Origin of the sequence: Pseudochrobactrum lubricantis, assembly GCF_041929865.1 — a bacterium.
Taxonomy (GTDB): Bacteria; Pseudomonadota; Alphaproteobacteria; order Rhizobiales; family Rhizobiaceae; genus Pseudochrobactrum; species Pseudochrobactrum saccharolyticum.
In genome coordinates, this window is the sequence record NZ_JBHEEE010000001.1 from 821,944 (window position 1) to 842,334 (window position 20,391).

Here is a 20,391-nt window from a genome sequence, read left to right on the forward strand (position 1 = left end):
TATTTCAAACGAAAAACCCGCGCCAGTACCACCAGCGCGGGTTCTCCAAATACAATTTCAAAAGCTTTGGAAGAGCGGCTGGCTTAGTTGACAGCGGACTCAAAAGCGTTTGGAGTTGTGTCTTTCAGATATTCAAGCGCTTTCTTTGCGGATGCAACGAGCGCGCCGAATGCTGCTGGCTCATGAATAGCCAGATCCGACAGAACCTTACGGTCTACTTCGATGTTCGCTTTAGCAAGACCATCGATGAAACGGCCATAGGTCAGGCCATGCATGCGAACAGCAGCATTGATACGCTGAATCCACAGAGCGCGGAAAGTGCGCTTGCGGTTCTTGCGATCGCGGTATGCATACTGTTTCGAACGATCGACAGCAGCTTTAGCAGTGCGGATCGTATTTTTACGACGACCGCGGAAACCTTCAGCCTGCTTCAGGACTTTTTTGTGCTTTGCGTGAGCTGTCACGCCGCGTTTAACACGTGCCATAGTATGATATCCTTAAACTAATGCTTACAGGCCGTTCGGCAGGTAATTCTTGACAACAACTTTGGCATCGGCCTCGGAGAGAACCATGGTGCCGCGTGCATCGCGAATGAACTTGTTTGAACGCTTGATCATACCGTGACGCTTGCCAGCTGCAGCAGCCATCACTTTACCAGTACCGGTGATTTTGAACCGTTTCTTGGCAGCAGATTTGGTCTTCATCTTGGGCATTTTGCTACTCCTTAATTTTAGTCCCTGTCGTATCTGCGATACTCCACGCCTCTTGTTTAAATCCCCCTCGTGCGCTGCACTCCGGGGCTTATTTTCAAGACGTTTTGTCTGCATAAGACAAAGACTCGATTGTACTTTCAGGCCGACCAAAGCCCGAAAAGCATACAAAACCGCCACGGCATGCCCTGCCGGTCGGTTTGAACAGCGCTTCAATACGCACAAATACAGTAAAAAGCAACTCCAAAGAGTCTAAATAAAAAGCCGCCCGTAGGCGGCTATTTCATTTTACAAAACAGAAACTGTTATGCTTATCCGCGCGGTGCGAGAACCATCATCATCTGACGGCCTTCAAGCTTTGGCTCTGCTTCAACCTTAGCGATTTCCGCAGTATCTTCCTTAACACGCTGCAACAGCTTCATGCCAAGTTCCTGATGCGCCATTTCACGGCCACGGAAACGCAAAGTAACTTTGACCTTATCTCCGTCTTCAAAGAAACGTCCTGCAGCCTTCAACTTCACTTCATAATCGTGATCGTCGATATTCGGACGCATTTTGAGTTCTTTGATCTCAACCGTCTTTTGCTTCTTACGCGCTTCGGCAGCTTTTTTCTGGTTTTGATATTTCAGCTTGCCAAGATCAACGATCTTACAGACCGGCGGCTCCGCATTAGGAACAATCTCAACAAGATCCAGACCCGCCTCTTCAGCGAGTGCAATGGCTTCCTGAATCGTCACTGTGCCATGGTTCTGGCCTTCGGCGTCAATAAGCTGAACCCGGGGAACCCGGATATCTCGGTTGGAGCGCGGTCCGTCTTTCTGGACCGGCGTCGCTCTGAACGGTCGGCGAATGGTCGTATTCTCCTCGAATTATTAAACATATACGGTGAATTCATGTCCGGATACGGGCTACGAATACCGCAGCTGCACCTTCAGCCTGTCTAAGGCACGCAGTGCAGCGCGAAAGTCAATAGCATCTTTTGAAATGCAAATCACCCCCCTCGGGGCAATATCAATGCAGTAAAATCACCCGAAAACCGGCTTAAAAGCTGCTTCTCATCACAGTTTCATTACTATGATGACAAATCGGCATCTGTGTGGCTGCTTTTAAAATGAGCATTGCCTCGCAGAATTTCAAGTTTATAGCTTGTGACAGCAATGTTTCGCCACCAAACAAAATTTATACGCCTAAACTTATAAGCATAGTCAGGAGCACCCCATGACCGATCAGGCCCCGCAGTTTCTTGATGTCAAAGGCACATCAATCGCCTTGCGTCACAGAAAAGGTGACAAAGCTCCCGGTCTTGTCTGGCTCGGCGGTTATTGCTCCGACATGCTCGGCGGCAAAGCCCAGCATCTCGATCAATGGGCGGAAGCGCATAATCATTCCATGCTGCGCTTTGACTATTCCGGCCACGGCGAATCCGGCGGTGAATTCAAAGACGGTACAATCTCGCTCTGGCTGGAACAGAGCCTTGCCACCTATCGCGCCTTCACAACCGGCCCGCAGATTCTGATCGGCTCCTCGATGGGCGGCTGGATTGCGCTGCGGATGGCGCAGGAACTCATCAAAGCCGGTGAGAAGCCTGCCGGTCTGATCCTGCTTGCCCCCGCTCCGGATTTTACACAAGCCTTGGTAGAACCAGCACTGACGGAAGATCAGAAAAACCAGCTTGAAACACAAGGCTATATGGAAGAGCCGTCAGAATATTCACCACAGCCTTATATCTACACCAAAAATCTGATTGAGGACGGACGTAGTAATCAGGTGCTCAACGGCATTATTGAAACCGGTTGCCCCGTGCATATTCTGCAAGGCATGGAAGACCCTGATGTGCCTTATGCCCATGCGCTGCGCCTCGTTGAACATCTGCCGGTTGATAATGTGACACTGACGCTGATCCGCGACGGCGATCACCGCCTCTCGCGCCCACAGGATCTTGATTTGCTGACACGCACCGTGGAAGCCATGATCGCGCAAATATAACAATAAAAAGCCTGCAATAATCGGGAGGGGATCATGCGGTTTTCAGTGGTAGCATCGGCTGCAGTTGCGGCTTTTGTCGGGTTTGGCGGCACTTTAGCGCTGATTATTGCGGCAGCGACTGCACTTGGTGCAACGCAGGCCGAGACAGCAAGCTGGGTCACTGCCATATCACTAGCGCTTGCTGTCTCGTCCGGCTATCTCAGCTGGCGTTACCGCATCCCCATCATTACCGCATGGTCGACACCGGGGCTGGCACTGATCGGCGCCAGTATCGGCTTCACCATGCAGGAGGCTGTCGGCGCATTCATCGTCACCGCCGTCGCGATCATCATCACCGGCCTGATCAAGCCGGTGGCAAAATTTGTCGAGCGGATTCCCGCATCCATCGCCTCCGGCATGTTGGCCGGTGTTTTATCGAGCTTTGTCATCAATGCCGCCAAAACTCTGTCGCTTGACCCGTTGCTGGTCTTGCCGCTGATCGGCTTGTTTCTGATTATCCGGCTTTATAATCCGGCAATGGCTGTCATCAGTGTACTGATCGGCGGCGTGATTTTTGCGCTGTTGCTTGGCCGTGCCGATAATCTGCCAACACCGGAACTCTCCACCCTGACGATGATCATGCCGGAATTCTCCCTATCTGCGATGATCGGACTGGCATTGCCGCTTTATCTGGTGACCATGGCATCCCAGAACCTGCCCGGTTTTGCCGTGCTGCGCGCTGCCGGATATGAACCGCCAACCGCTGCCTGTCTGCAGGTAACCGGTCTTGTCTCGCTGATTTCTGCACCTTTTGGTGCGCATACCAGCAATATGGCGGCAATTTCAGCAGCAATCTGTACCGGCCATGATGCCCATCCCGATCCGAAACAGCGCTGGCTGACCGGACCGTTTTATGCACTGTGCTATCTGATTTTTGCGATTTTCGGCGCGTCACTGGTGGCGGTCTTTGCGGTGCTGCCACCGGCGCTGATTATGCTGATTGCCGGTCTGGGGCTGATCGGCCCGTTCATCAATGCCTTGTCGCTTGCTTTGAAAAACGAGCATGAGCGCTTTGCCGCTATCATCACTTTTGCCGTCACCGCCTCGGGCATAACAATCTTAGGCATCGGCTCCGCATTCTGGGCACTGATTGCCGGTCTGATCGTTGCCGGATCAGAATATCTTTCAAAATTTCGCTGAGAATTTAAAGCTTTGAAAAAGTTTAAAAATCAGTTCTGAAACACTGGTAAAACCGATATGCCAACCCCGTAAAAACACCGATTTTGCGGGGTTTTTCTTGAATTCCGGCTCCGTACACACCACGTATTTTAGCGATTGATGATTACTTCGGATCATCAAGCTGATTTACGGAGCCATCTCATGAACACATCCGCATTGATCCGTCCAGCCTGGACACCGGCAACAATTGCACTGATGGTCTTAGGCTTTATCTTTTTCTGGCCGCTTGGTCTTGCCATGCTGGCTTATATCATCTGGGGTGACCGTCTGCCCGGCGTGAAACGCGACATCAATCAGGCGACTGATGAATTTGTCGGTAAATGCCGCCGCAAAGGTCAGGATTTCTCCCGCTTCACCGGCGGTATGCAATCATCCGGCAACAGTGCCTTTGATGACTGGCGTGATGAAGAGTTGAAGCGTCTTGATGAAGAACGCCGCAAGCTTGATGAAGCCCGCTCTGAATTTGAAGCGCATATTCGTGAACTGCGCCGCGCCCGCGACCGTGAAGAATTCGAACGCTTCATGGCTGAACGCCGCAAAAACACATCAAAAGATGATGTGATTGAGCTGTAACCAGCGCACATATTTACACACTATCTCAGAGGCGCATCGGCAGATGCGCCTTTCTTATAGTTCCGCTTATAACTCCATTGGCGAATCACCTATGATCCCCGCATGATCCTGTCCTTGTTCCGCAAACCTCCGCTTAAAAAAGCAGCGAAAAAACAACCTGCTCCGAAAGCACTGCGTGCCGAGCGGGCTTATTCCGTTGCGGGACGCAGTCTGCCGCTGAGTGTCTGGGAAAATCCGCGCGCCAAAAGACTGACCCTGCGCATTGAAACCGGTGGCAAAGCTATCCGTGTTACCGTTCCGCCGCGCCTGCCGGAGCGTGAGCTTGATCTGTTCATTGCCCGTCATCACGGCTGGATCGAAGCACAAATTTCCAAAGTACCCGTCGCTGTGCCTTTTATGGACGGCAGTATCATTCATATTCGCGGCATTGCGCACCGGATCGTGCATGAACCGGCAAAGCGTGGCACCACAAGGCAGGATCGCGATGAAAACGGTCAGGCCATACTGATTGTGCATGGCGATGCCCAGCATATGGGACGACGCATTGCCGACTATCTCAAAAAACTGGCCAAGCTTGATATTAACGGGCTGGTGCTGGTGCATACGGGGCGCATCGGTAAACCGGCAACTTCCGTGCGCTTTAAAGACACAACCAGTCGCTGGGGCTCCTGCACCTCGAAGGGGGATCTGGCATTCTCATGGCGCATCATGATGGCACCGGCAGAGGTAATCAATTATCTGGTCGCTCATGAGGTTGCCCATCTGATCGAAATGAATCACGGGCCGGACTTCTGGGCGCTTTGCACCAGACTCTGCCCTGATACACCAACATCAAGGGCATGGCTCAAACGGCATGGCAGTGCACTCCATGCGGTTTCCTTTGCCTCAGTGACGGATTAAGCTGTCCCTATGGCTTTTTACGCGCTAAACTCTTCCTCTATATTCAATAAACAGTCTGAAATTAAGCAAATGTCCTCCTCCGCTATCGAAGTTAAAATCTGCGGCCTGAAAACGCCGGAAGCCGTGGAAACCGTGCTGAAAAACGGCGCCAGCCATATCGGCTTCATCTTTTTCCCGAAAAGCCCGCGTCATCTCGAGCCTGCACAAGCAGCCAGGCTTGCCGCTGCTGCCCGTGGCAAAGCCAAAATCGTCGCTGTGACTGTGAATGCGGATGATGCGCAGCTGGACGAAATTGTCGCTGTGCTACAGCCGGATATTCTGCAATTGCACGGTAATGAAACACCGGAACGGGTGGCTGAGGTGAAGCAGCGCTACGGCCTGCCGGTGATGAAAGCCTTTTCCATCCGTGAAAACAGCGATTTTGATGTGGTTGCACCCTATCAGGGCATTGCAGACCGTTTTCTGTTTGACGCGAAGGCACCAAAGGGTTCAGAACTGCCGGGCGGCAATGGTGTCTCTTTTGACTGGAACCTTCTGAAAGCACGGCAGGATCTGGGCAATTACATGCTTTCAGGCGGTCTGAACGCAGAAAATATTAATGTGGCTCTTGCCAAAACAGGCAGCTTTGCTATCGACATTTCATCAGGTGTTGAAAGCGAGCCGGGCAAAAAAGACGTGTATCTGATTGATGCGTTTTTTGCAGCCGTGCGTGAAGCAAGCAATACGAAATAAGACTGCCTTATCAGGCATCCATTTGAATCAAAGATCGGAAGCATATCTCATGTCGAGCGAGCTCAATTCTTTCAAAACCGGGCCGAATGAAGACGGCATGTTTGGTATTTACGGCGGGCGTTTCGTTGCTGAAACCCTGATGCCACTGATCCTCGATCTGCAGGCTGCTTATGATGCGGCCAAAGAAGATCCTGAATTCAAAGCCGAATTGCAGGCGCTCTCCACCCATTATGCCGGTCGCCCTTCCAAGCTCTATTATGCTGAAGGTCTGACCCGCTATGTGCGTGAACAGGCGCAAGCCAAGGGCGGCAAAGGCGGCGCGAAGATTTATTTCAAACGCGAAGACCTGAACCATACCGGCAGCCACAAGATCAATAACTGCCTCGGCCAGATTTTGCTTGCCAAGCGTATGGGCAAAACCCGCATTATTGCGGAAACCGGCGCCGGTCAGCACGGCGTTGCTTCGGCCACCGTTGCAGCCCGCTTTGGTCTGCCATGCGTTGTCTATATGGGCGCAACCGACGTTGAACGCCAGAAGCCGAATGTGTTCCGCATGAAACTGCTCGGTGCAAAGGTCAATGCCGTGACCGCCGGTAACGGCACGCTGAAAGACGCGATGAATGAAGCCCTGCGTGACTGGGTTACCAATGTAGAAGACACCTATTACCTGATCGGCACGGCGGCCGGCCCGCATCCTTATCCGGAAATGGTGCGTGATTTTCAGGCCGTGATCGGCACCGAAGCCCGTGAACAGATGCTGGAGCGTGAAGGTCGCTTGCCGGATGCGATTATTGCGGCTGTCGGCGGTGGTTCCAATGCGATCGGCCTGTTCCACCCGTTCCTTGATGATACATCGGTAAAAATCTACGGCGTTGAAGCCGGCGGCCTTGGTCTGGACGGTGACAAGCATTGCGCTTCCATGACCGCAGGCAATCCGGGCGTGTTGCATGGCAACCGCACTTACTTGCTGCAGAATGAAGATGGTCAGATTCTTGAAGGCCACTCGGTTTCTGCCGGTCTCGATTATCCGGGTGTCGGTCCTGAACATTCATGGCTGAAAGATACCGGTCGCGTGAATTACGTGCCGATTATGGATGATGAAGCGCTCGAAGCTTTCCAGATCACCACCCGCACGGAAGGCATTATTCCGGCACTGGAATCCTCCCATGCGATTGCACAGGCTCTGAAGCTGGCACCGGAAATGGATCAGGATCAGATCATGATCGTCAATCTCTCCGGTCGCGGTGATAAAGACGTGCACACAGTCGGCGAAATTCTCGGAATGGAAATGTAATCATGACAAAACGTATGGATGAGAAATTCGCGGCACTTCGCGCTGAAGGTCGCCCTGCGCTGGTCACTTATTTCATGGGCGGCGATCCTGATTACGCAACATCTGTTGAAATCATGAAAGCACTGCCGAAAGCCGGTGCCGATGTGATTGAAATCGGCATGGCGTTTTCCGATCCGATGGCTGATGGCCCTGCCATTCAGGCCGCAGCCCTGCGCGCACTGCATGCAGGCCAGACTTTGCCGAAAGCCCTGCAGATGGTGCGTGACTTTCGCGTGAGCGATGACACAACACCGATCGTGCTGATGGGTTATTACAACCCGATCTATATTTACGGTGTTGAGCGCTTCATCAAAGATGCGCTGGAAGCCGGTATTGACGGCCTGATCGTTGTCGATCTGCCACCGGAAATGGATAATGAACTGTGCATTCCGGCCATTAAAGCCGGCATCAATTTCATTCGTCTGGCTACCCCGACAACAGATGAAAAGCGTCTGCCGAAAGTGCTCGAAAACACGTCCGGTTTTGTCTATTACGTGTCGATGAACGGTATTACCGGCTCGGCGCTGGCAGATACAGCACAGGTTAGTGAAGCTGTTGCACGGATCAAAAGCCACACAGACCTGCCGGTTTGCGTGGGCTTTGGCGTTCGTTCAGGCGAGCAGGCAAAAGCAATCGGTGCATCGGCTGACGGCGTGGTTGTCGGCTCCGCGATCGTGGCTGCTATTGCCGGTACATTGGATGCCAATGACAAGGTTCAGGGTGATCCTGTTGCTGCCGCAACGGCTGTTGTCAGCGAGCTTGCATCCGGTGTTCGCAGCGCCCGCCTTGCTCCTGCCCAATAAGCAGCGTAAAATAGATAATTAAGCTTGCCGGAGTAATCCGGCATTCTTTGTGTTCTGAATTTTGCGCTTTAAGCGCAATTTGGTATAAGAGCACAAAGACTTCAGGAATTAAGAACAACGGAAAGCCCATATGAACTGGATTACGAATTATGTCCGTCCGAAGCTCAACTCCATGCTGGGGCGTCGGGATATGCCGGAGAATCTCTGGATCAAGGACCCGTCAACCGGTGAAATGGTGTTTCACAAAGATCTGGAAAGCAATCAGTGGGTGATCCCTGCTTCCGGCCATCATATGCGCATTCCGGCTAAAGACCGCCTGCGCTTCTTCTTTGATGAAGGCAAATATGAAGTTCTGGAAAACCCTAAAGTTGCAACAGATCCGCTGAAATTCCGCGATGAAAAGAAATATGTTGATCGTCTGAAGGACTATCGTAACCGCACGCAGCAGGATGATTGCATCATCAATGCGCTGGGTACTATTGAAGATCTGCCGATTGTTGCCACCGTTCAGGACTTCGCTTTCATGGGCGGCTCCCTCGGTATGGCTGCAGGTGACGCAATCATCAAAGCGGCAGAAACAGCCATTGCGAAGAAACGCCCGCTGGTACTGTTCACCGCTTCCGGCGGTGCCCGCATGCAGGAAGGCATCCTTTCACTGATGCAGATGCCGCGCACAACTGTTGCCGTGGAAATGCTCAAAGAAGCAGGCTTGCCTTATATCGTGGTACTGACCAACCCGACATTTGGTGGCGTAACCGCTTCTTATGCCATGCTCGGCGATGTTCATATTGCTGAACCGGGCACAATGATCGGTTTTGCCGGTGCACGCGTGATTGAACAGACGATCCGTGAAAAGCTGCCGGAAGGCTTCCAGAGCGCGGAATATTTGCTGGATCACGGCATGATCGATATGGTGGTTTCCCGTCTCGAGATGAAAGAAACCGTTGCCCGTATCCTGAAAATCATGATGAAGCAGCCTGCAGCCGAAGTAAAACCTGCTATTGCTGAAGATGCTGCACGCGCAGCTTCTGCCTGACGGATTTATCCTGACCGGCAGAGTTTTTTGCCGGTAAGATGACTTTTCGCGCCGCTAAACCAGCGGCGCGTTTTCTTTTATAAGTACCCTGTTGCAAAACAGACTGCAAACTGGTCAGTTCATCTGCGATTATCAGAGCGTATCCCGAAAAGTGTGAAGCGCCTTCGCAGGGAAATCAGTTCACTGGACTGATTTCTTTTCCTGCTTCGATTGGAATAAGATACGCGTAAAAGCAAATAGATAGAGCATTTTCGGATCTGCCATGACACAAAATCTCACCGCCGCACATCGTATTGAACGCCTTCTGGAAAAACACCCGAAGGGTTTTGATCTGTCACTTGAGCGCATCAGCCGCCTGCTGGAAGCGCTGGGCAATCCGCAGGATAAGTTGCCGCCAATCATCCATATTGCCGGTACCAACGGCAAGGGTTCAGCCACTGCTTTCGCCCGCGCATTGCTGGAAGCAGAGGGACTGGCAGTGCATGTGCATACCTCCCCGCATCTGGTGAACTGGCATGAGCGCTATCGTCTGGGGCGCAAAGGTGAAACCGGCCAGCTGGTTGATGATGCAACGCTGTCCGATGCCGTTGCACGGGTAACAGAGGCGAATGGTGAGCATATGATCACCGTATTCGAGCTTCTGACCGCCGTGACCTTTATTCTTTTCGCCGAGCATCCGGCAGATGCAGTTATTCTGGAAGTTGGTCTTGGCGGACGCTTTGACGCCACCAATGTCATCACCAAACCTGCTGTCTCATTGATTATGCCGGTATCGCTCGATCATCAGTCCTATCTCGGCGATAAAGTCGAAATCATTGCCGCTGAAAAAGCCGGTATTATCAAGCGCGGTTGTCCGGTGGTGATCGGCTTCCAGAGCAGCGATGATGCCCGTCAGGTGATGATTGATATTGCAGACCGTTTGCGTTGTCCGCTGAGCGTTTTCGGGCAGGATTTTCTCGCCTATCAGGAACATGGCCGCATGGTCTATCAGGATGAGAGCGGATTGATTGATCTACCGCTACCGCGCCTGCCGGGCCGCCACCAGATTGCCAATGCCGCAGCAGCCATCAAAGCCGTGCGCGAGGCCGGTTTTGCTCTAAGCGATCAGGCTGTTGAGAAAGCCATGACATCTGTGACATGGCCAGCGCGTATGCAGCGTCTGACACAAGGCGATCTGATGCGTTTTGCCCCTGAAAAGGCTGAAGTCTGGCTTGATGGCGGGCATAATCCTGGTGCAGGTGTGGTCATTGCCGAGGCGCTTGCCGAGCTGGAGGAGCGTGATCCGCGTCCGCTCTATCTGATTACCGGTATGATCAATACCAAAGATCCAGTCGGTTATTTTGAAGCTTTCACCGGCATGGCAAGACAGGTCTATACGGTAGCAATCAGTTCCAGCGATTCCGGTATTGACCATGAAACACTGGCCGATGCAGCGCGCAGAGCCGGTCTGGAAGCTCTGCCGGTTGCAAGTGTGGCTGAAGGGCTCAAAGCCATCAAAGAACAAGTCAAAGATGAGGTGATTGCGCCGCGCATTCTGATCGGCGGCTCGCTATATCTGGCAGGCGATGTGCTGGCAGCAAATAACACACCGCCGCAATAAGCACTGATCTGTATAAATAAAAAAGCCCCGCATGAGCACTCATGCGGGGCTTTTTTGGTAGTTCGTATCCGATTAAGCCGAAGCTTTAATCCAGTCGGCCAGACGGCTCTTTGGTGCTGCACCAACCATGTTGGCAGCGATTTCACCATTTTTGAACATCAGCAATGTCGGGATGGAACGTACGCCATATTGCGCAGCCAGTTCCGGATTTTCATCGATATTGACTTTAGCGATCTTCACCTGACCGGACATTTCCGATGAAATTTCTTCCAGAGCCGGTGCAATCATTTTGCAAGGTCCGCACCATTCCGCCCAGAAATCCACCACAACCGGCTCAGAAGCTTTCAGCACATCGGATTCGAAATTGCTATTGTCAATTTTAACGGTCGCCATAGGCTTTCCTCTTTCGCTGTTACAGGCCAAAACCTGCTATGAAATTCATTATTAGCTGATATGTGGTGTCATTGTGATGAAAGGTCAATATAGTTTTCGAAGCGACCTCTTCATACAGCCTTGCCCAGAGCAATCAGCGCATGTTCCATCACATCCTCATCCAGCACAATCAGATGCGGCCCTTCAGTGAACAGCAATGCAGCCTCAACACGTTTATGCGGATAAAGCGGCTCAACCAGCGCGCGATACAGTGCAAGCTGAGTGATATAGGCCTGCGGCACTTCCTGCTGCGTGCGGGCTGGCGGGCGATTGCTCTTATAATCCACAATCAGCACACGGTCTTCTTCAACACAAATCCGGTCGATCTGGCCGGAAACAACCTGTTCCTTGCCGCGCAATTGCAGTTTGCCCATCAATGAGACTTCAGCTTTGGAAGCGGGTGAAAATACCGCAGCAAATTGCGGATCATTCAGAATAGTACTGACCGCTGCCAGTGCTTTTTCACGCTGTGATTCATGCCAATCGCCGGCAGCAATATTCAGATAACGCTGCGCCGCCTGCTCGCGTTGTTCCGCAGGCAAATCCGGCAGGCGCTGCAACAATGTGTGGATCACTGTACCGCGCTGTAAACCGAAACTGCGGCCACCGCCCTCGGTCTGTACGCCCTGCTCCAGCACCGGCGAACCGCTGCGTACAACCTGCTCCGCATCAGCCTCAATCAGTGCAGAGGCGCCGGATGGCGTCAGCGGACGCGGCAGCCCCTGCTCCGGCTCCAGCGGCCTGCGATAATGCTCAGGCAATGACGGATAAGCGGTCTCAGTCGCATCCGCTTTGTCCTGTATCTCCAGTTCCGCCAGTTCTGTCTTGCGATAGCGGCGTGCGCTCACACCCTCAACCGGATGATCATAGGCCACGGCCTCATCTCCCAGCCCGTCAGAAGCCAGTTTCAGCCATGTGTTTTCGCTCTCGCGCTCGCCGCGATAACCGCACAGGATCAGCCGGTCTTCGGCGCGGGTCATGCCGACATAAAGCAGGCGGCGATATTCTTCCTCAGAACGGGTTTTGAGCTCTTCCAGCAGCTCCGCAGTAAAACCGGTGCCGTAATCGCTTTTCGGCAGCCAGAGAAAGCCTTTGCCTTCATAACCGTCCGGTTCAGCCATATCAAAGCTCAGCAGCTTTGGTGCACGCCCTGCCGACCATGCGGCATTGCCGGGATCAACCATGAAAACCACAGCCGCTTCCAGCCCCTTGGAGGCATGCACCGTCATGATACGCACTTCATCGCGGTTCTGATCCAGCTCGCGCTTAATCTCCGGCGAGGCTGCTTCCAACGTTTCCAAAAAGGCCTGTAACCCTGGCAGACCACTGCGCTCGGTTGCCAATGCGTAGTTCTGGAATTCGTCGATCACATCACCGGCTTCCGGCCCGAGCCGTGCCAGCAATTTACGCCGTCCGCCATCTTGCCCCAAAATACGGGCATAGAACTCAAAGACCGGCATTGTATCGGCCATATTGCGCCAGCGACGCAGCTTTGTGTACAGCACCTGCCATGCGCCCGCATCCGGCGCATCGCTTTCACCCAGCTTCTCCATCGCTGCATAAAGCGTCTGCTTTGTCCCTCGCGGCTGCGCAAGACGATAAAGCTGTTCCTCGGTTAAACCAAAGAGCGGGCTTTTCAGTACACTTGCCAGTGACAGATCATCCGCCGGTTGCAGCACAAAGCGCCCGACAGCCATCAGGTCTTTAATTCCGATATGGCTGGTCAGGCGCAGACGGTCAGCACCGGCCACCGGCACACCGCGATTTTTCAAGGCACGGGAAATTGCGGGCATGAACAGATCACGCTTGCGTACCAGCACCATAATATCGCGCGGCTCCATGCGCCGCCCCTTGCCATGGATCGGCTCGCCTGTATCCAGCCAATGACGTATAGTGGTGGCAATCTGCTCAGCCAGCTTGACGGCCGGTGCAGGTAACTGGTCGATCGGTGTACGCCAGTCCTCAACCTCTTCAACCTTTTCCGGCGTCAGAATATCCCAGACCTCAACCTCACCGGCGTCATTGGAACGGATCGCCGCATGAACGGTTGGCTGCCGCTCAATACCAAGTCCGCGAAAAGCTTCTTCGCGCGAAAATACCGTATCCACCGCCGACAACACATCCGGTGTCGAGCGGAACGAGAAATTGAGACTGACTTTTTCAAAGCTCAATTCCGCACGCGCTGCCATGCGTGAAACCGCCTTACCGGTCGCGGCAAAATCCTCAGGACGTGCGCCCTGAAACGAATAGATCGACTGTTTCTCATCGCCCACCGCAAAGAGAGTGCGGCGGACATCACGTTGCCCCGAGCCGGAGAAGAACTCGGCGGAGAGCATATTGATAACCTGCCACTGTTCAGGGCTGGTATCCTGCGCCTCATCGACCAGAATATGGTCGATACCGCGATCAAGCTTATACTGCACCCACATGCCCGCGCCGTTGCGTGACAACAGCGAGACTGTACGGTTGATCAGATCGTCAAAGTCCAGCAAGCCGCGATTGCGCTTCATCTTCTCATAGCGCGACAGCAGATCATCAATCAGCGTGAAGGCTGCAAGATTGAGCCGGATCAGCTTCAGCAATTTAAGCCGGTCGAGCCCTTCATGAATATCGGCAGCAACACGGTTAAAGTCGTCTTCGAAATCCGGTAGTTCCGCTTTGACCGCAGCAGTCGCCACCCATGAGCCGTTTTTCGGCTCGCCTGTGGACTTGAGAAATGCCTTGCGCAGAATATCCTGCATCTGTGCCGGTGTGGTCTGCGGTTTAATCATCCGCAATTGCAGCACCACATCCTGCGCACGGGCAGCAGGCTTGCGCAAATTCATCACCGCATCCAGCACATCTTCTGAAAATTCAGCCACCGGCCAGAGATCGGAGAGAATATCAGCTTCACTATCTTCCGGATCAAAGCCGAAATGACGGTAAAAAACATCCTGACGGGTTTCGGCAACGCCGGTCTGCCGGATAAAACCATGCAAGGCATGGCGCTTGGACACCGCTTCATCCAGCAGATTTTCCAGTCCCATTTCACCGGCGGTTTCCAGCACCGTGGCAAAAGCTTCAGCCAGACCCGCATGGGCAGAGGTGGAGGCCACTTCCAGCAATTGCCGCCGCGCTTCCCCTACCAGCGCCGTCTGCATCATATCGTCGAGCATTTCAAAATGACCGGCAATATTCGCTTCGAGCGGAAACTGGTGCAGAATGGATTCACAAAAAGCATGAATGGTCTGGATTTTCAGACCGCCCGGCGTTTCCAAAGCGCGGGCAAACAAACGCCGTGCAATTTCAAGACGGATTGCATCGGGCTCGCGTTTTTCCAGACTCTCAAGCTTTTTGCTCAAGCCTTCATCATCCAGTACTGCCCACTCCGACAAGCGCTGGAAAACACGGTTCTGCATCACTGCCGCTGCGGCTTTGGTATAGGTCAGACAAAGGATTTTTGACGGGTCTGTTCCCTCCAGCAGCAGCCGGATCACCCGTTCTGTCAGCACATGGGTTTTACCGGAACCGGCATTGGCCGATACCCAGACGGAATCGTAAGGGTTTGCAGCCTTGGCCTGTGCATCAATGGTTTCCTGCGGAATGATTTTAGGTTTCATTATACATCACCGCCTTCATCAGCACCACCGGCAGACCATTCCAGAACACGCGCCAGATGATCATAATCACCCGTCAGATCACTTTCACGAAACGGCAAAGCACGGGAACGATAGCCCTGCTCCTCGCGATTATATTCCGTGAGCAATTCTCCGAGACGCGTCCACGATTCTTCACCCAATTCCACAGCGGTTTTCACGCTGGCACCGCGATCCGTACTGAGAATGGATTCCGGCTTGAGCCTTCCGCCGCCCTGCAAACGCACATAGAGCAAATCCTGTGCATCGCTCTGGCCGATCTCTTTAAACGCACCACGGCGCAACAGAGCTGCTTCCAATGCCAGCTGCGGCGATAAAAGCACATGGGCTTGGCGCACCGATGGTGTGGAACCGGTCTTATAATCAATCACCACTGTCGTGCCGTCGCGCATTACATCAATACGGTCAGCACGTCCGGACAGTGTCACAGCCAGCGGCTCGACAACCGCTTTTGCCGATGAAATCTCCGCATGGCGCTCACGCACATAAGGCGCGCGTTCACGTTCCCAATGTAAGAACTCCGGTATCAGCGCAGTAAAACGCGGCCACCACACGGCTTCTATCTCCGGCGGCAGATCGGCATCAGTGAAAGCACCGCGCCCGATTTCCAGCAATTCTTCTTCCGCCTGCGGTGACAGAGGGTCAATATCGCGGCGGGTAAATTCGCCGAGAATATCATGAAACAGCGTTCCGCGTTCAGCTGCAGCCGGATCGCGGATCAGCGGTTCCAATGCACGCAGACGCAGGATTTTCTTGGCATAGATTGCATAAGGATCGCGGCGCAGTGTTTCAATTTCTGTCACCGAGAAATGTTTCGGTCGCGCATCCACCGGCGGTTTCGGTTCCGGACGCGAGACAAACGGCACATCGGGGCTGACATCGAGCAGACGCGCCCAGTACAGATATTTGCCGCCGCGTTCACGCATGGCGTCCGTTACCGCTTTACCCGTCACCGTTTCCAGTCGCAGCAACCAGCGCGACGGCACAGTCGGCGCATTTTCAGAGCGCTGCGAGCGAGAGAAAATCACCTGTTCCATACCCGTAGCCATGGCAAAATCATGCGCGGCAAGGCCGGTACGCACTTCCGGCGGATCAAGCGCGATCATGCCTTTCATCGGGCGCGACATGAACGGATCATTGCGGGTTTTGGCTGGCCAGATCCCCTCATTCAACCCGCCGACAATCACCGTATCAACAGTCTGAAGACGCGCCTCCAGCGCCCCCCAGATAAACACACGCGGATGGCCACCTGGATGCGGCTTGACCGTTTCATTGGCCAGCAGCGCTTCAAACATATCCGGCCATTCTTCCGGCAGAAAATCCAGTCCTGTATCAGCGGCAATCAGCTGGCGCAGAAACGCACTGAACTGCTCACCCTGCTGCCCCTGATAGAGCAGATGCACGGTATCATCGATATCCCGTGCCAGATTTTCCAGTGCCTCGACACTCGCCCGCATGATCTGCGGTACTTCAATCCGCGCCTGAATGCGGATGAGATCAGTTAGCGGTGCCACAGCTGCAGTCATAGCCGCACAGAAACTCTGCAACTGAAGTAGCTCTGCCGCCGCAATATTATCCTGCCACGCCGGTTCATAAGGCCTTGCAGAGGCTTCCATCATTTTTTGTTCAAGAAAGCCTGGCAAATCGGCAATATCCGCCCTGCCCGTACCGCCGCGTAACGCAACCAGTTCCAGCATTTCCGCGGCACGACGCAGATCACCACGCTTTTGCCCCAGCCGCACCAGCGGATGCTTGGCCAATGCCAGCAGTGCCACCGGATCACCCGGCTCAAATACACAGGTAATCAACAGGCGCAGCAGAATAACCGCCTCTGTATCGCGCAGGAGTTTACCGCCGGAATCATCCGCATCAATGCCGAAACGTGTAAGTTCCAGCACCACACGCCGCGCCAGATTACGGTCAACCGTCACCAAAGCTGCGGTTTTATTCGGCGCTTCAATCGCATCCCGCAAAGCCAGTGCCACTGCCAGCGCTTCTTCACGCTCATTGGCGGTTTCGATCAGTGCCACATTCTTCATCGCATCGCGCACAGCCTGTGCATCGAGCTTTAAATGCCCCCATAGGTCTGTGGTTTCTGCCGGACGCAGTGCCTCACTGACAATGTGCTCACGTATACGCTTAGCCGGATTCGTAATTTCCAGATGCTGCACATCTTCACGACGACACTGCATCTGATCCAGAAGCTTGCGCAACCCATATTGCGGGTGGCCGTAGGTAGACGGATTATTCAGCCCGTCGGCAAGCAAGGTCCACGCTTTCTCATCCAGATCACGATCCAGCCCCGGAAATACCACTGCACCTTTTGGCAAGCGAGCGATGGTTGCTACCAGTTTTGCCGTTGCCGGAATTGAGCCGGTGGAACCGGCCACAATCACAGGGCCTTGCGGCGGATTTTTCTGCATCCGCTGCGTTTCAAATTCAATCAGCCAGTTGCGGTGCTGCGAAGCATTAGAGCGATTGCGCTCAGCCAGAACATCCGGCCAGATCTTGGTGACGATTTCCAGAAATTGCAGTGTCACCCGCCACCAGTCGGCAAGTTCTTCCGGTGCGATCAGACCAAGCTCGCTCCAGTCTGCGCCTTCTGTCTCCACCTGATCCATCAGCCGCACCAGATCACGCGCCAGCCAGATGGCATCAGCAGTGGTTGCCGGAATGGCAATATCCTCTGCACCGAACATGGCACGGATATGCGACGGCAGGCTTTCGCGCCACGGGCGGATCAGCTGCGCGAGCAATAATAGGCGTTCCGGCTCACTCATCGGCGGGGCAAGTTGAAGAAACTCTTCTGCGGCACTGTCAAACAGCGCCGCACTTTCTTCCACATCACCGAGCGGGCGGATAGACGGCAAAAGAGCGGCATTAGCCGGATTCCGGTCAACCAGCAAAGCGCGCAGAGCACGGGCAGCACGGCGTGTCGGCACATAGATCACCGCGTCGGCCAGAGCCAGCGGATTGCCTGCATCAGCACCAAAGCCTTCAATCAGCTCACCATTCAGCAAAGCATCGGCAAAACGCGGCAGAAATGGTGTTCCCGATGCAATCGAATAAAGACGCGGACGCCGCTCGCTCATAGACCCGTCTCCCTAAAACTGAATATTCTGCTTTACGCGAGTGTCAAAAGGGCAGCTTCTGCCTCGCCGATTGCCTCCGGCGTACCGACCGTCAGCCAATGTCCCTGCATGACCATACCGTAAAGCCGGCCTGCGGCAATGGCGGCGTTAAAATAGCTGTTGAGCGAAGAAACGCTGATCTCTTTTCCGGCAAAAAGCTGCGGATTAACCAGTGCCGCACCGGCATAAATATAATCGGAACGCTCATCCACAGGCACACGGCGCAATGTGCTGTCTTCATTGAGATGAAAATCGCCGCGTCCTTCATGACCGGTGGAATGATGCCGGTCTGCCAGCATCAGCAGAATATCCATTCTGCTTTCATCCCAGCTTTGCGCAAGACGCTTCAGATTGGAATTCTGGCTATCAACCCAAAATGTATCGGCATTGAGGATATAAAATGTCTTATCGCCGAGCTCCGGCAGAGCTTTGAGAATACCGCCTGCGGAATCGAGCAGCAGTTCGCGCTCATCGGAAATGGTGATCGCAATGTCATCACGGGTTTTCAGATGCTCTTCCATCTGATCGGCCAGATAATGCACATTAACCACTGCCTTTTTAACACCGGCCTCAACCAACGCATCCAGCCCGCGATCAATCAAGGTGCGTCCTGCAACCTCGATCAGCGGCTTTGGCTTGGTCAGGGTCAGCGGGCGCATCCGCGTACCCAAGCCACCCGCCAGTACCATGGCTGTATCAGGGGCGAATGCTTCTGAGTTCTTCTTATCCGGCATGGGTATTAATCCTACAAAAGACCATTGTCCTGATACCATTTGCGTAACCGTGCGAGAGACGGATGCTGCAAGGCACGCGCTGCATAGGCCTGAATACGCGGCAGATGCTGCAAATAAGCCGGCTTACCATCGCGTTTGAACAAGCGTACAAAAATGCCAAGAATTTTGGTGTTACGCTGCGCAGCCATAATCGCATAGGCCGAACGGAAGGCCTCTTCGTCAAAAGCCTTGGCCAGCTTGCGGCGCTCATCACAATAAGCCACGACAATCTGATCTTGTAACTCATCAGGAATTGTCACACGGGCATCCATTGCCAGTGACGCCAGATCATAGGCGGACGGGCCTATCATCGCGTCCTGAAAATCAATAATGCCTAGGCGGGCTATGCCTTTCTCCTTATCCTGCCAGAGAATATTCGGCGAATGATAATCGCGCATCAGCAGGTTATATTCTGCGTTTTCAAGGCTTTTGAATACGCTGTCCCATGCCTGTTCAAAGCTCTGTGTCTGGTCTGCACTGGCAGGCTCGCCCTGCACATAGGGCAGATACCAGACCGGCAGCAATTCTGCTTCGATCAGCATCGCATCACGGTCAAACATATGCAAATGATGGGTACGGTCTTCACTGATCGCAATATCCTGCGGCCAATCATGTTGATGCAGATGCGCCAGCATCCGTGCTGCCGCTACATAGCGCTCTGCGATTGGTTTGCCTTCACTATCCAGAACGCCTTCTGCGCCCAGATGCTCCATCAGCAGAAAACCACGATCGAGATTAAGCGCCAGAATTTCCGGTGCGCGGAAACCTTTTTCACGCAGCAACCGGTTCATCGCAACGAAAGCATCCATATTCTCCGCCAGATGGGCAATCTGGCGATACGGACGTCCGTCTTTGACCGGCGGATCATAAGGCATTGCCGGTGCATTCATCAGGATTTCAGTGCCACTGTCACTGGTAATCAGTTCATAGCCGCGCGGCGATGCGTCGCCCAGCAAATAACGGCGGCTGGCATGATGACGACCTGATTTTCCGAGAAAACTACGAATACCAAGTGAACGGGAAATACGCCGTGCCGCTTTGGCTGTTACTTCCATCGTCAGGCGACGACCGTCACCTTCATGATCAATACTGATCGCAATAGTTGGTGCAGGCAAAACGCCCTCGCCCTGCTGTGGCCATTCCACCAGCACAGCACCGCTTTCCAGCGCCTCATCAAGCCCCAGCTCATCCAGTTCTTCCGGTGAGGACAGACGATAGAGATCTGTGTGGGCTATGGGTAAACGTAATTCAGGATACGACTGCACCAGCGTAAATGTCGGACTCGGTACTTCATAGAAATCATCATTGGCTATAGTGCGTATAATTGCCCGCGCTAAAGTGGATTTGCCTGCACCCAGATCGCCTTTTAATGTGACAAGATCACCCTTGGTGAGAGCCAGTGCGATATCTTCCGCAAAACGGATCATCGCGGCTTCATTTTCCAACACTAACTCTACCGTATAGAGAGTGCTGCTATCCTGTTCATCAGCCATATCAGCTTCCGTTATTATATGCTCTGCCCGTCATCT

Annotated in this window: 17 protein-coding genes; 9 read left to right on the top strand and 8 right to left on the bottom strand. The window is 53.5% G+C overall.

Translation table 11 applies throughout. The features are described 5' to 3' along the window. Positions 1 to 83: 83 nt before the first annotated feature. The 3 genes from rplT to infC all read right to left on the bottom strand — a co-directional run bounded on the left by rplT (position 84) and on the right by infC (position 1,561). Complete coding sequence (gene rplT, locus JNC80_RS03540; RefSeq protein ID WP_022709387.1) at positions 84 to 485, bottom strand: 50S ribosomal protein L20; 402 nt, start codon at positions 483 to 485, stop codon at positions 84 to 86. A gap of 24 nt (positions 486 to 509) precedes the next feature. Next, positions 510 to 713, bottom strand: coding sequence for a 50S ribosomal protein L35 (gene rpmI / locus JNC80_RS03545; RefSeq protein WP_028233248.1), 204 nt, complete (start codon positions 711 to 713; stop codon positions 510 to 512). A 308-nt stretch (positions 714 to 1,021) separates the two neighbouring features. Continuing rightward, a complete protein-coding gene (gene infC, locus JNC80_RS03550; RefSeq protein WP_075653946.1) occupies positions 1,022 to 1,561 on the bottom strand; it encodes a translation initiation factor IF-3 in 540 nt (179 codons plus the stop codon). A gap of 367 nt (positions 1,562 to 1,928) precedes the next feature. Between infC and JNC80_RS03555 the strand changes: the two genes are divergently transcribed. From JNC80_RS03555 to JNC80_RS03595, 9 genes are all read left to right on the top strand, one after another. After that, positions 1,929 to 2,696: an alpha/beta hydrolase gene (locus JNC80_RS03555; protein WP_376709520.1), complete on the top strand. Its 768-nt coding sequence runs from the start codon at positions 1,929 to 1,931 to the stop codon at positions 2,694 to 2,696. Between the two features lie 33 nt (positions 2,697 to 2,729). Then, positions 2,730 to 3,875: a benzoate/H(+) symporter BenE family transporter gene (locus JNC80_RS03560; RefSeq protein ID WP_213599644.1), complete on the top strand. Its 1,146-nt coding sequence runs from the start codon at positions 2,730 to 2,732 to the stop codon at positions 3,873 to 3,875. Positions 3,876 to 4,055: 180 nt separating this feature from the next. Continuing rightward, the gene (locus JNC80_RS03565; RefSeq protein ID WP_151158819.1) at positions 4,056 to 4,487 is read left to right on the top strand and encodes a DUF2852 domain-containing protein; all 432 of its coding nucleotides are present in this window, start codon (positions 4,056 to 4,058) and stop codon (positions 4,485 to 4,487) included. Between the two features lie 102 nt (positions 4,488 to 4,589). Continuing rightward, a complete protein-coding gene (locus JNC80_RS03570; protein WP_376709522.1) occupies positions 4,590 to 5,387 on the top strand; it encodes a M48 family metallopeptidase in 798 nt (265 codons plus the stop codon). 69 nt (positions 5,388 to 5,456) lie between these two features. After that, positions 5,457 to 6,119, top strand: coding sequence for a phosphoribosylanthranilate isomerase (locus JNC80_RS03575; protein ID WP_376709523.1), 663 nt, complete (start codon positions 5,457 to 5,459; stop codon positions 6,117 to 6,119). A gap of 49 nt (positions 6,120 to 6,168) precedes the next feature. Beyond that, a complete protein-coding gene (gene trpB / locus JNC80_RS03580; protein ID WP_022709381.1) occupies positions 6,169 to 7,413 on the top strand; it encodes a tryptophan synthase subunit beta in 1,245 nt (414 codons plus the stop codon). A gap of 2 nt (positions 7,414 to 7,415) precedes the next feature. Further along, positions 7,416 to 8,255: a tryptophan synthase subunit alpha gene (gene trpA / locus JNC80_RS03585; protein WP_151158822.1), complete on the top strand. Its 840-nt coding sequence runs from the start codon at positions 7,416 to 7,418 to the stop codon at positions 8,253 to 8,255. Between the two features lie 130 nt (positions 8,256 to 8,385). Further along, the gene (gene accD, locus JNC80_RS03590) at positions 8,386 to 9,291 is read left to right on the top strand and encodes an acetyl-CoA carboxylase, carboxyltransferase subunit beta (protein ID WP_151158823.1); all 906 of its coding nucleotides are present in this window, start codon (positions 8,386 to 8,388) and stop codon (positions 9,289 to 9,291) included. A gap of 262 nt (positions 9,292 to 9,553) precedes the next feature. Then, positions 9,554 to 10,891, top strand: a complete 1,338-nt coding sequence (locus tag JNC80_RS03595) for a bifunctional folylpolyglutamate synthase/dihydrofolate synthase (protein WP_376709524.1) — start codon at positions 9,554 to 9,556, stop codon at positions 10,889 to 10,891. A gap of 72 nt (positions 10,892 to 10,963) precedes the next feature. Here the strand turns inward: JNC80_RS03595 and trxA are convergent, their stop codons facing one another. The 5 genes from trxA to tsaE form a co-directional block, all read right to left on the bottom strand. Then, positions 10,964 to 11,284, bottom strand: coding sequence for a thioredoxin (gene trxA, locus JNC80_RS03600; protein ID WP_022709960.1), 321 nt, complete (start codon positions 11,282 to 11,284; stop codon positions 10,964 to 10,966). Between the two features lie 110 nt (positions 11,285 to 11,394). After that, on the bottom strand, positions 11,395 to 14,925 hold the full coding sequence (gene addA, locus JNC80_RS03605) for a double-strand break repair helicase AddA (RefSeq protein WP_376709640.1): 3,531 nt from the start codon (positions 14,923 to 14,925) through the stop codon (positions 11,395 to 11,397). Next, positions 14,922 to 18,050 carry a double-strand break repair protein AddB gene (gene addB / locus JNC80_RS03610; RefSeq protein WP_376709525.1) on the bottom strand — a complete coding sequence of 1,043 codons (3,129 nt, stop codon included), beginning with the start codon at positions 18,048 to 18,050 and terminating at the stop codon, positions 14,922 to 14,924. Before addB ends, addA begins: the two co-directional genes overlap by 4 nt. Before the next feature lie 32 nt (positions 18,051 to 18,082). Continuing rightward, entirely contained in the window at positions 18,083 to 18,823 is a 741-nt protein-coding gene (locus JNC80_RS03615; protein WP_376709526.1) for a nucleotidyltransferase family protein, read from the bottom strand. Positions 18,824 to 18,834: 11 nt separating this feature from the next. Then, positions 18,835 to 20,355 (bottom strand): tRNA (adenosine(37)-N6)-threonylcarbamoyltransferase complex ATPase subunit type 1 TsaE, encoded by a 1,521-nt coding sequence (tsaE, locus tag JNC80_RS03620; protein ID WP_376709527.1) that lies wholly within the window; start codon positions 20,353 to 20,355, stop codon positions 18,835 to 18,837. Positions 20,356 to 20,391: the final 36 nt, after the last annotated feature.

Excerpts from the sequence above, each read along its gene's own strand:
- JNC80_RS03555 (WP_376709520.1), top strand. The coding sequence starts at position 1,929 with ATGACCGATCAGGCCCCGCAGTTTCTTGATGTCAAAGGCACATCAATC.
- JNC80_RS03575 (WP_376709523.1), top strand. The coding sequence starts at position 5,457 with ATGTCCTCCTCCGCTATCGAAGTTAAAATCTGCGGCCTGAAAACGCCG.
- addB (WP_376709525.1), bottom strand. The coding sequence starts at position 18,050 with ATGAGCGAGCGGCGTCCGCGTCTTTATTCGATTGCATCGGGAACACCA.
- JNC80_RS03565 (WP_151158819.1), top strand. The coding sequence starts at position 4,056 with ATGAACACATCCGCATTGATCCGTCCAGCCTGGACACCGGCAACAATT.
- rplT (WP_022709387.1), bottom strand. The coding sequence starts at position 485 with ATGGCACGTGTTAAACGCGGCGTGACAGCTCACGCAAAGCACAAAAAA.
- JNC80_RS03615 (WP_376709526.1), bottom strand. The coding sequence starts at position 18,823 with ATGCCGGATAAGAAGAACTCAGAAGCATTCGCCCCTGATACAGCCATG.
- accD (WP_151158823.1), top strand. The coding sequence starts at position 8,386 with ATGAACTGGATTACGAATTATGTCCGTCCGAAGCTCAACTCCATGCTG.
- JNC80_RS03595 (WP_376709524.1), top strand. The coding sequence starts at position 9,554 with ATGACACAAAATCTCACCGCCGCACATCGTATTGAACGCCTTCTGGAA.
- trpB (WP_022709381.1), top strand. The coding sequence starts at position 6,169 with ATGTCGAGCGAGCTCAATTCTTTCAAAACCGGGCCGAATGAAGACGGC.
- tsaE (WP_376709527.1), bottom strand. The coding sequence starts at position 20,355 with ATGGCTGATGAACAGGATAGCAGCACTCTCTATACGGTAGAGTTAGTG.
- JNC80_RS03570 (WP_376709522.1), top strand. The coding sequence starts at position 4,590 with ATGATCCTGTCCTTGTTCCGCAAACCTCCGCTTAAAAAAGCAGCGAAA.
- rpmI (WP_028233248.1), bottom strand. The coding sequence starts at position 713 with ATGCCCAAGATGAAGACCAAATCTGCTGCCAAGAAACGGTTCAAAATC.
- trpA (WP_151158822.1), top strand. The coding sequence starts at position 7,416 with ATGACAAAACGTATGGATGAGAAATTCGCGGCACTTCGCGCTGAAGGT.
- JNC80_RS03560 (WP_213599644.1), top strand. The coding sequence starts at position 2,730 with ATGCGGTTTTCAGTGGTAGCATCGGCTGCAGTTGCGGCTTTTGTCGGG.
- trxA (WP_022709960.1), bottom strand. The coding sequence starts at position 11,284 with ATGGCGACCGTTAAAATTGACAATAGCAATTTCGAATCCGATGTGCTG.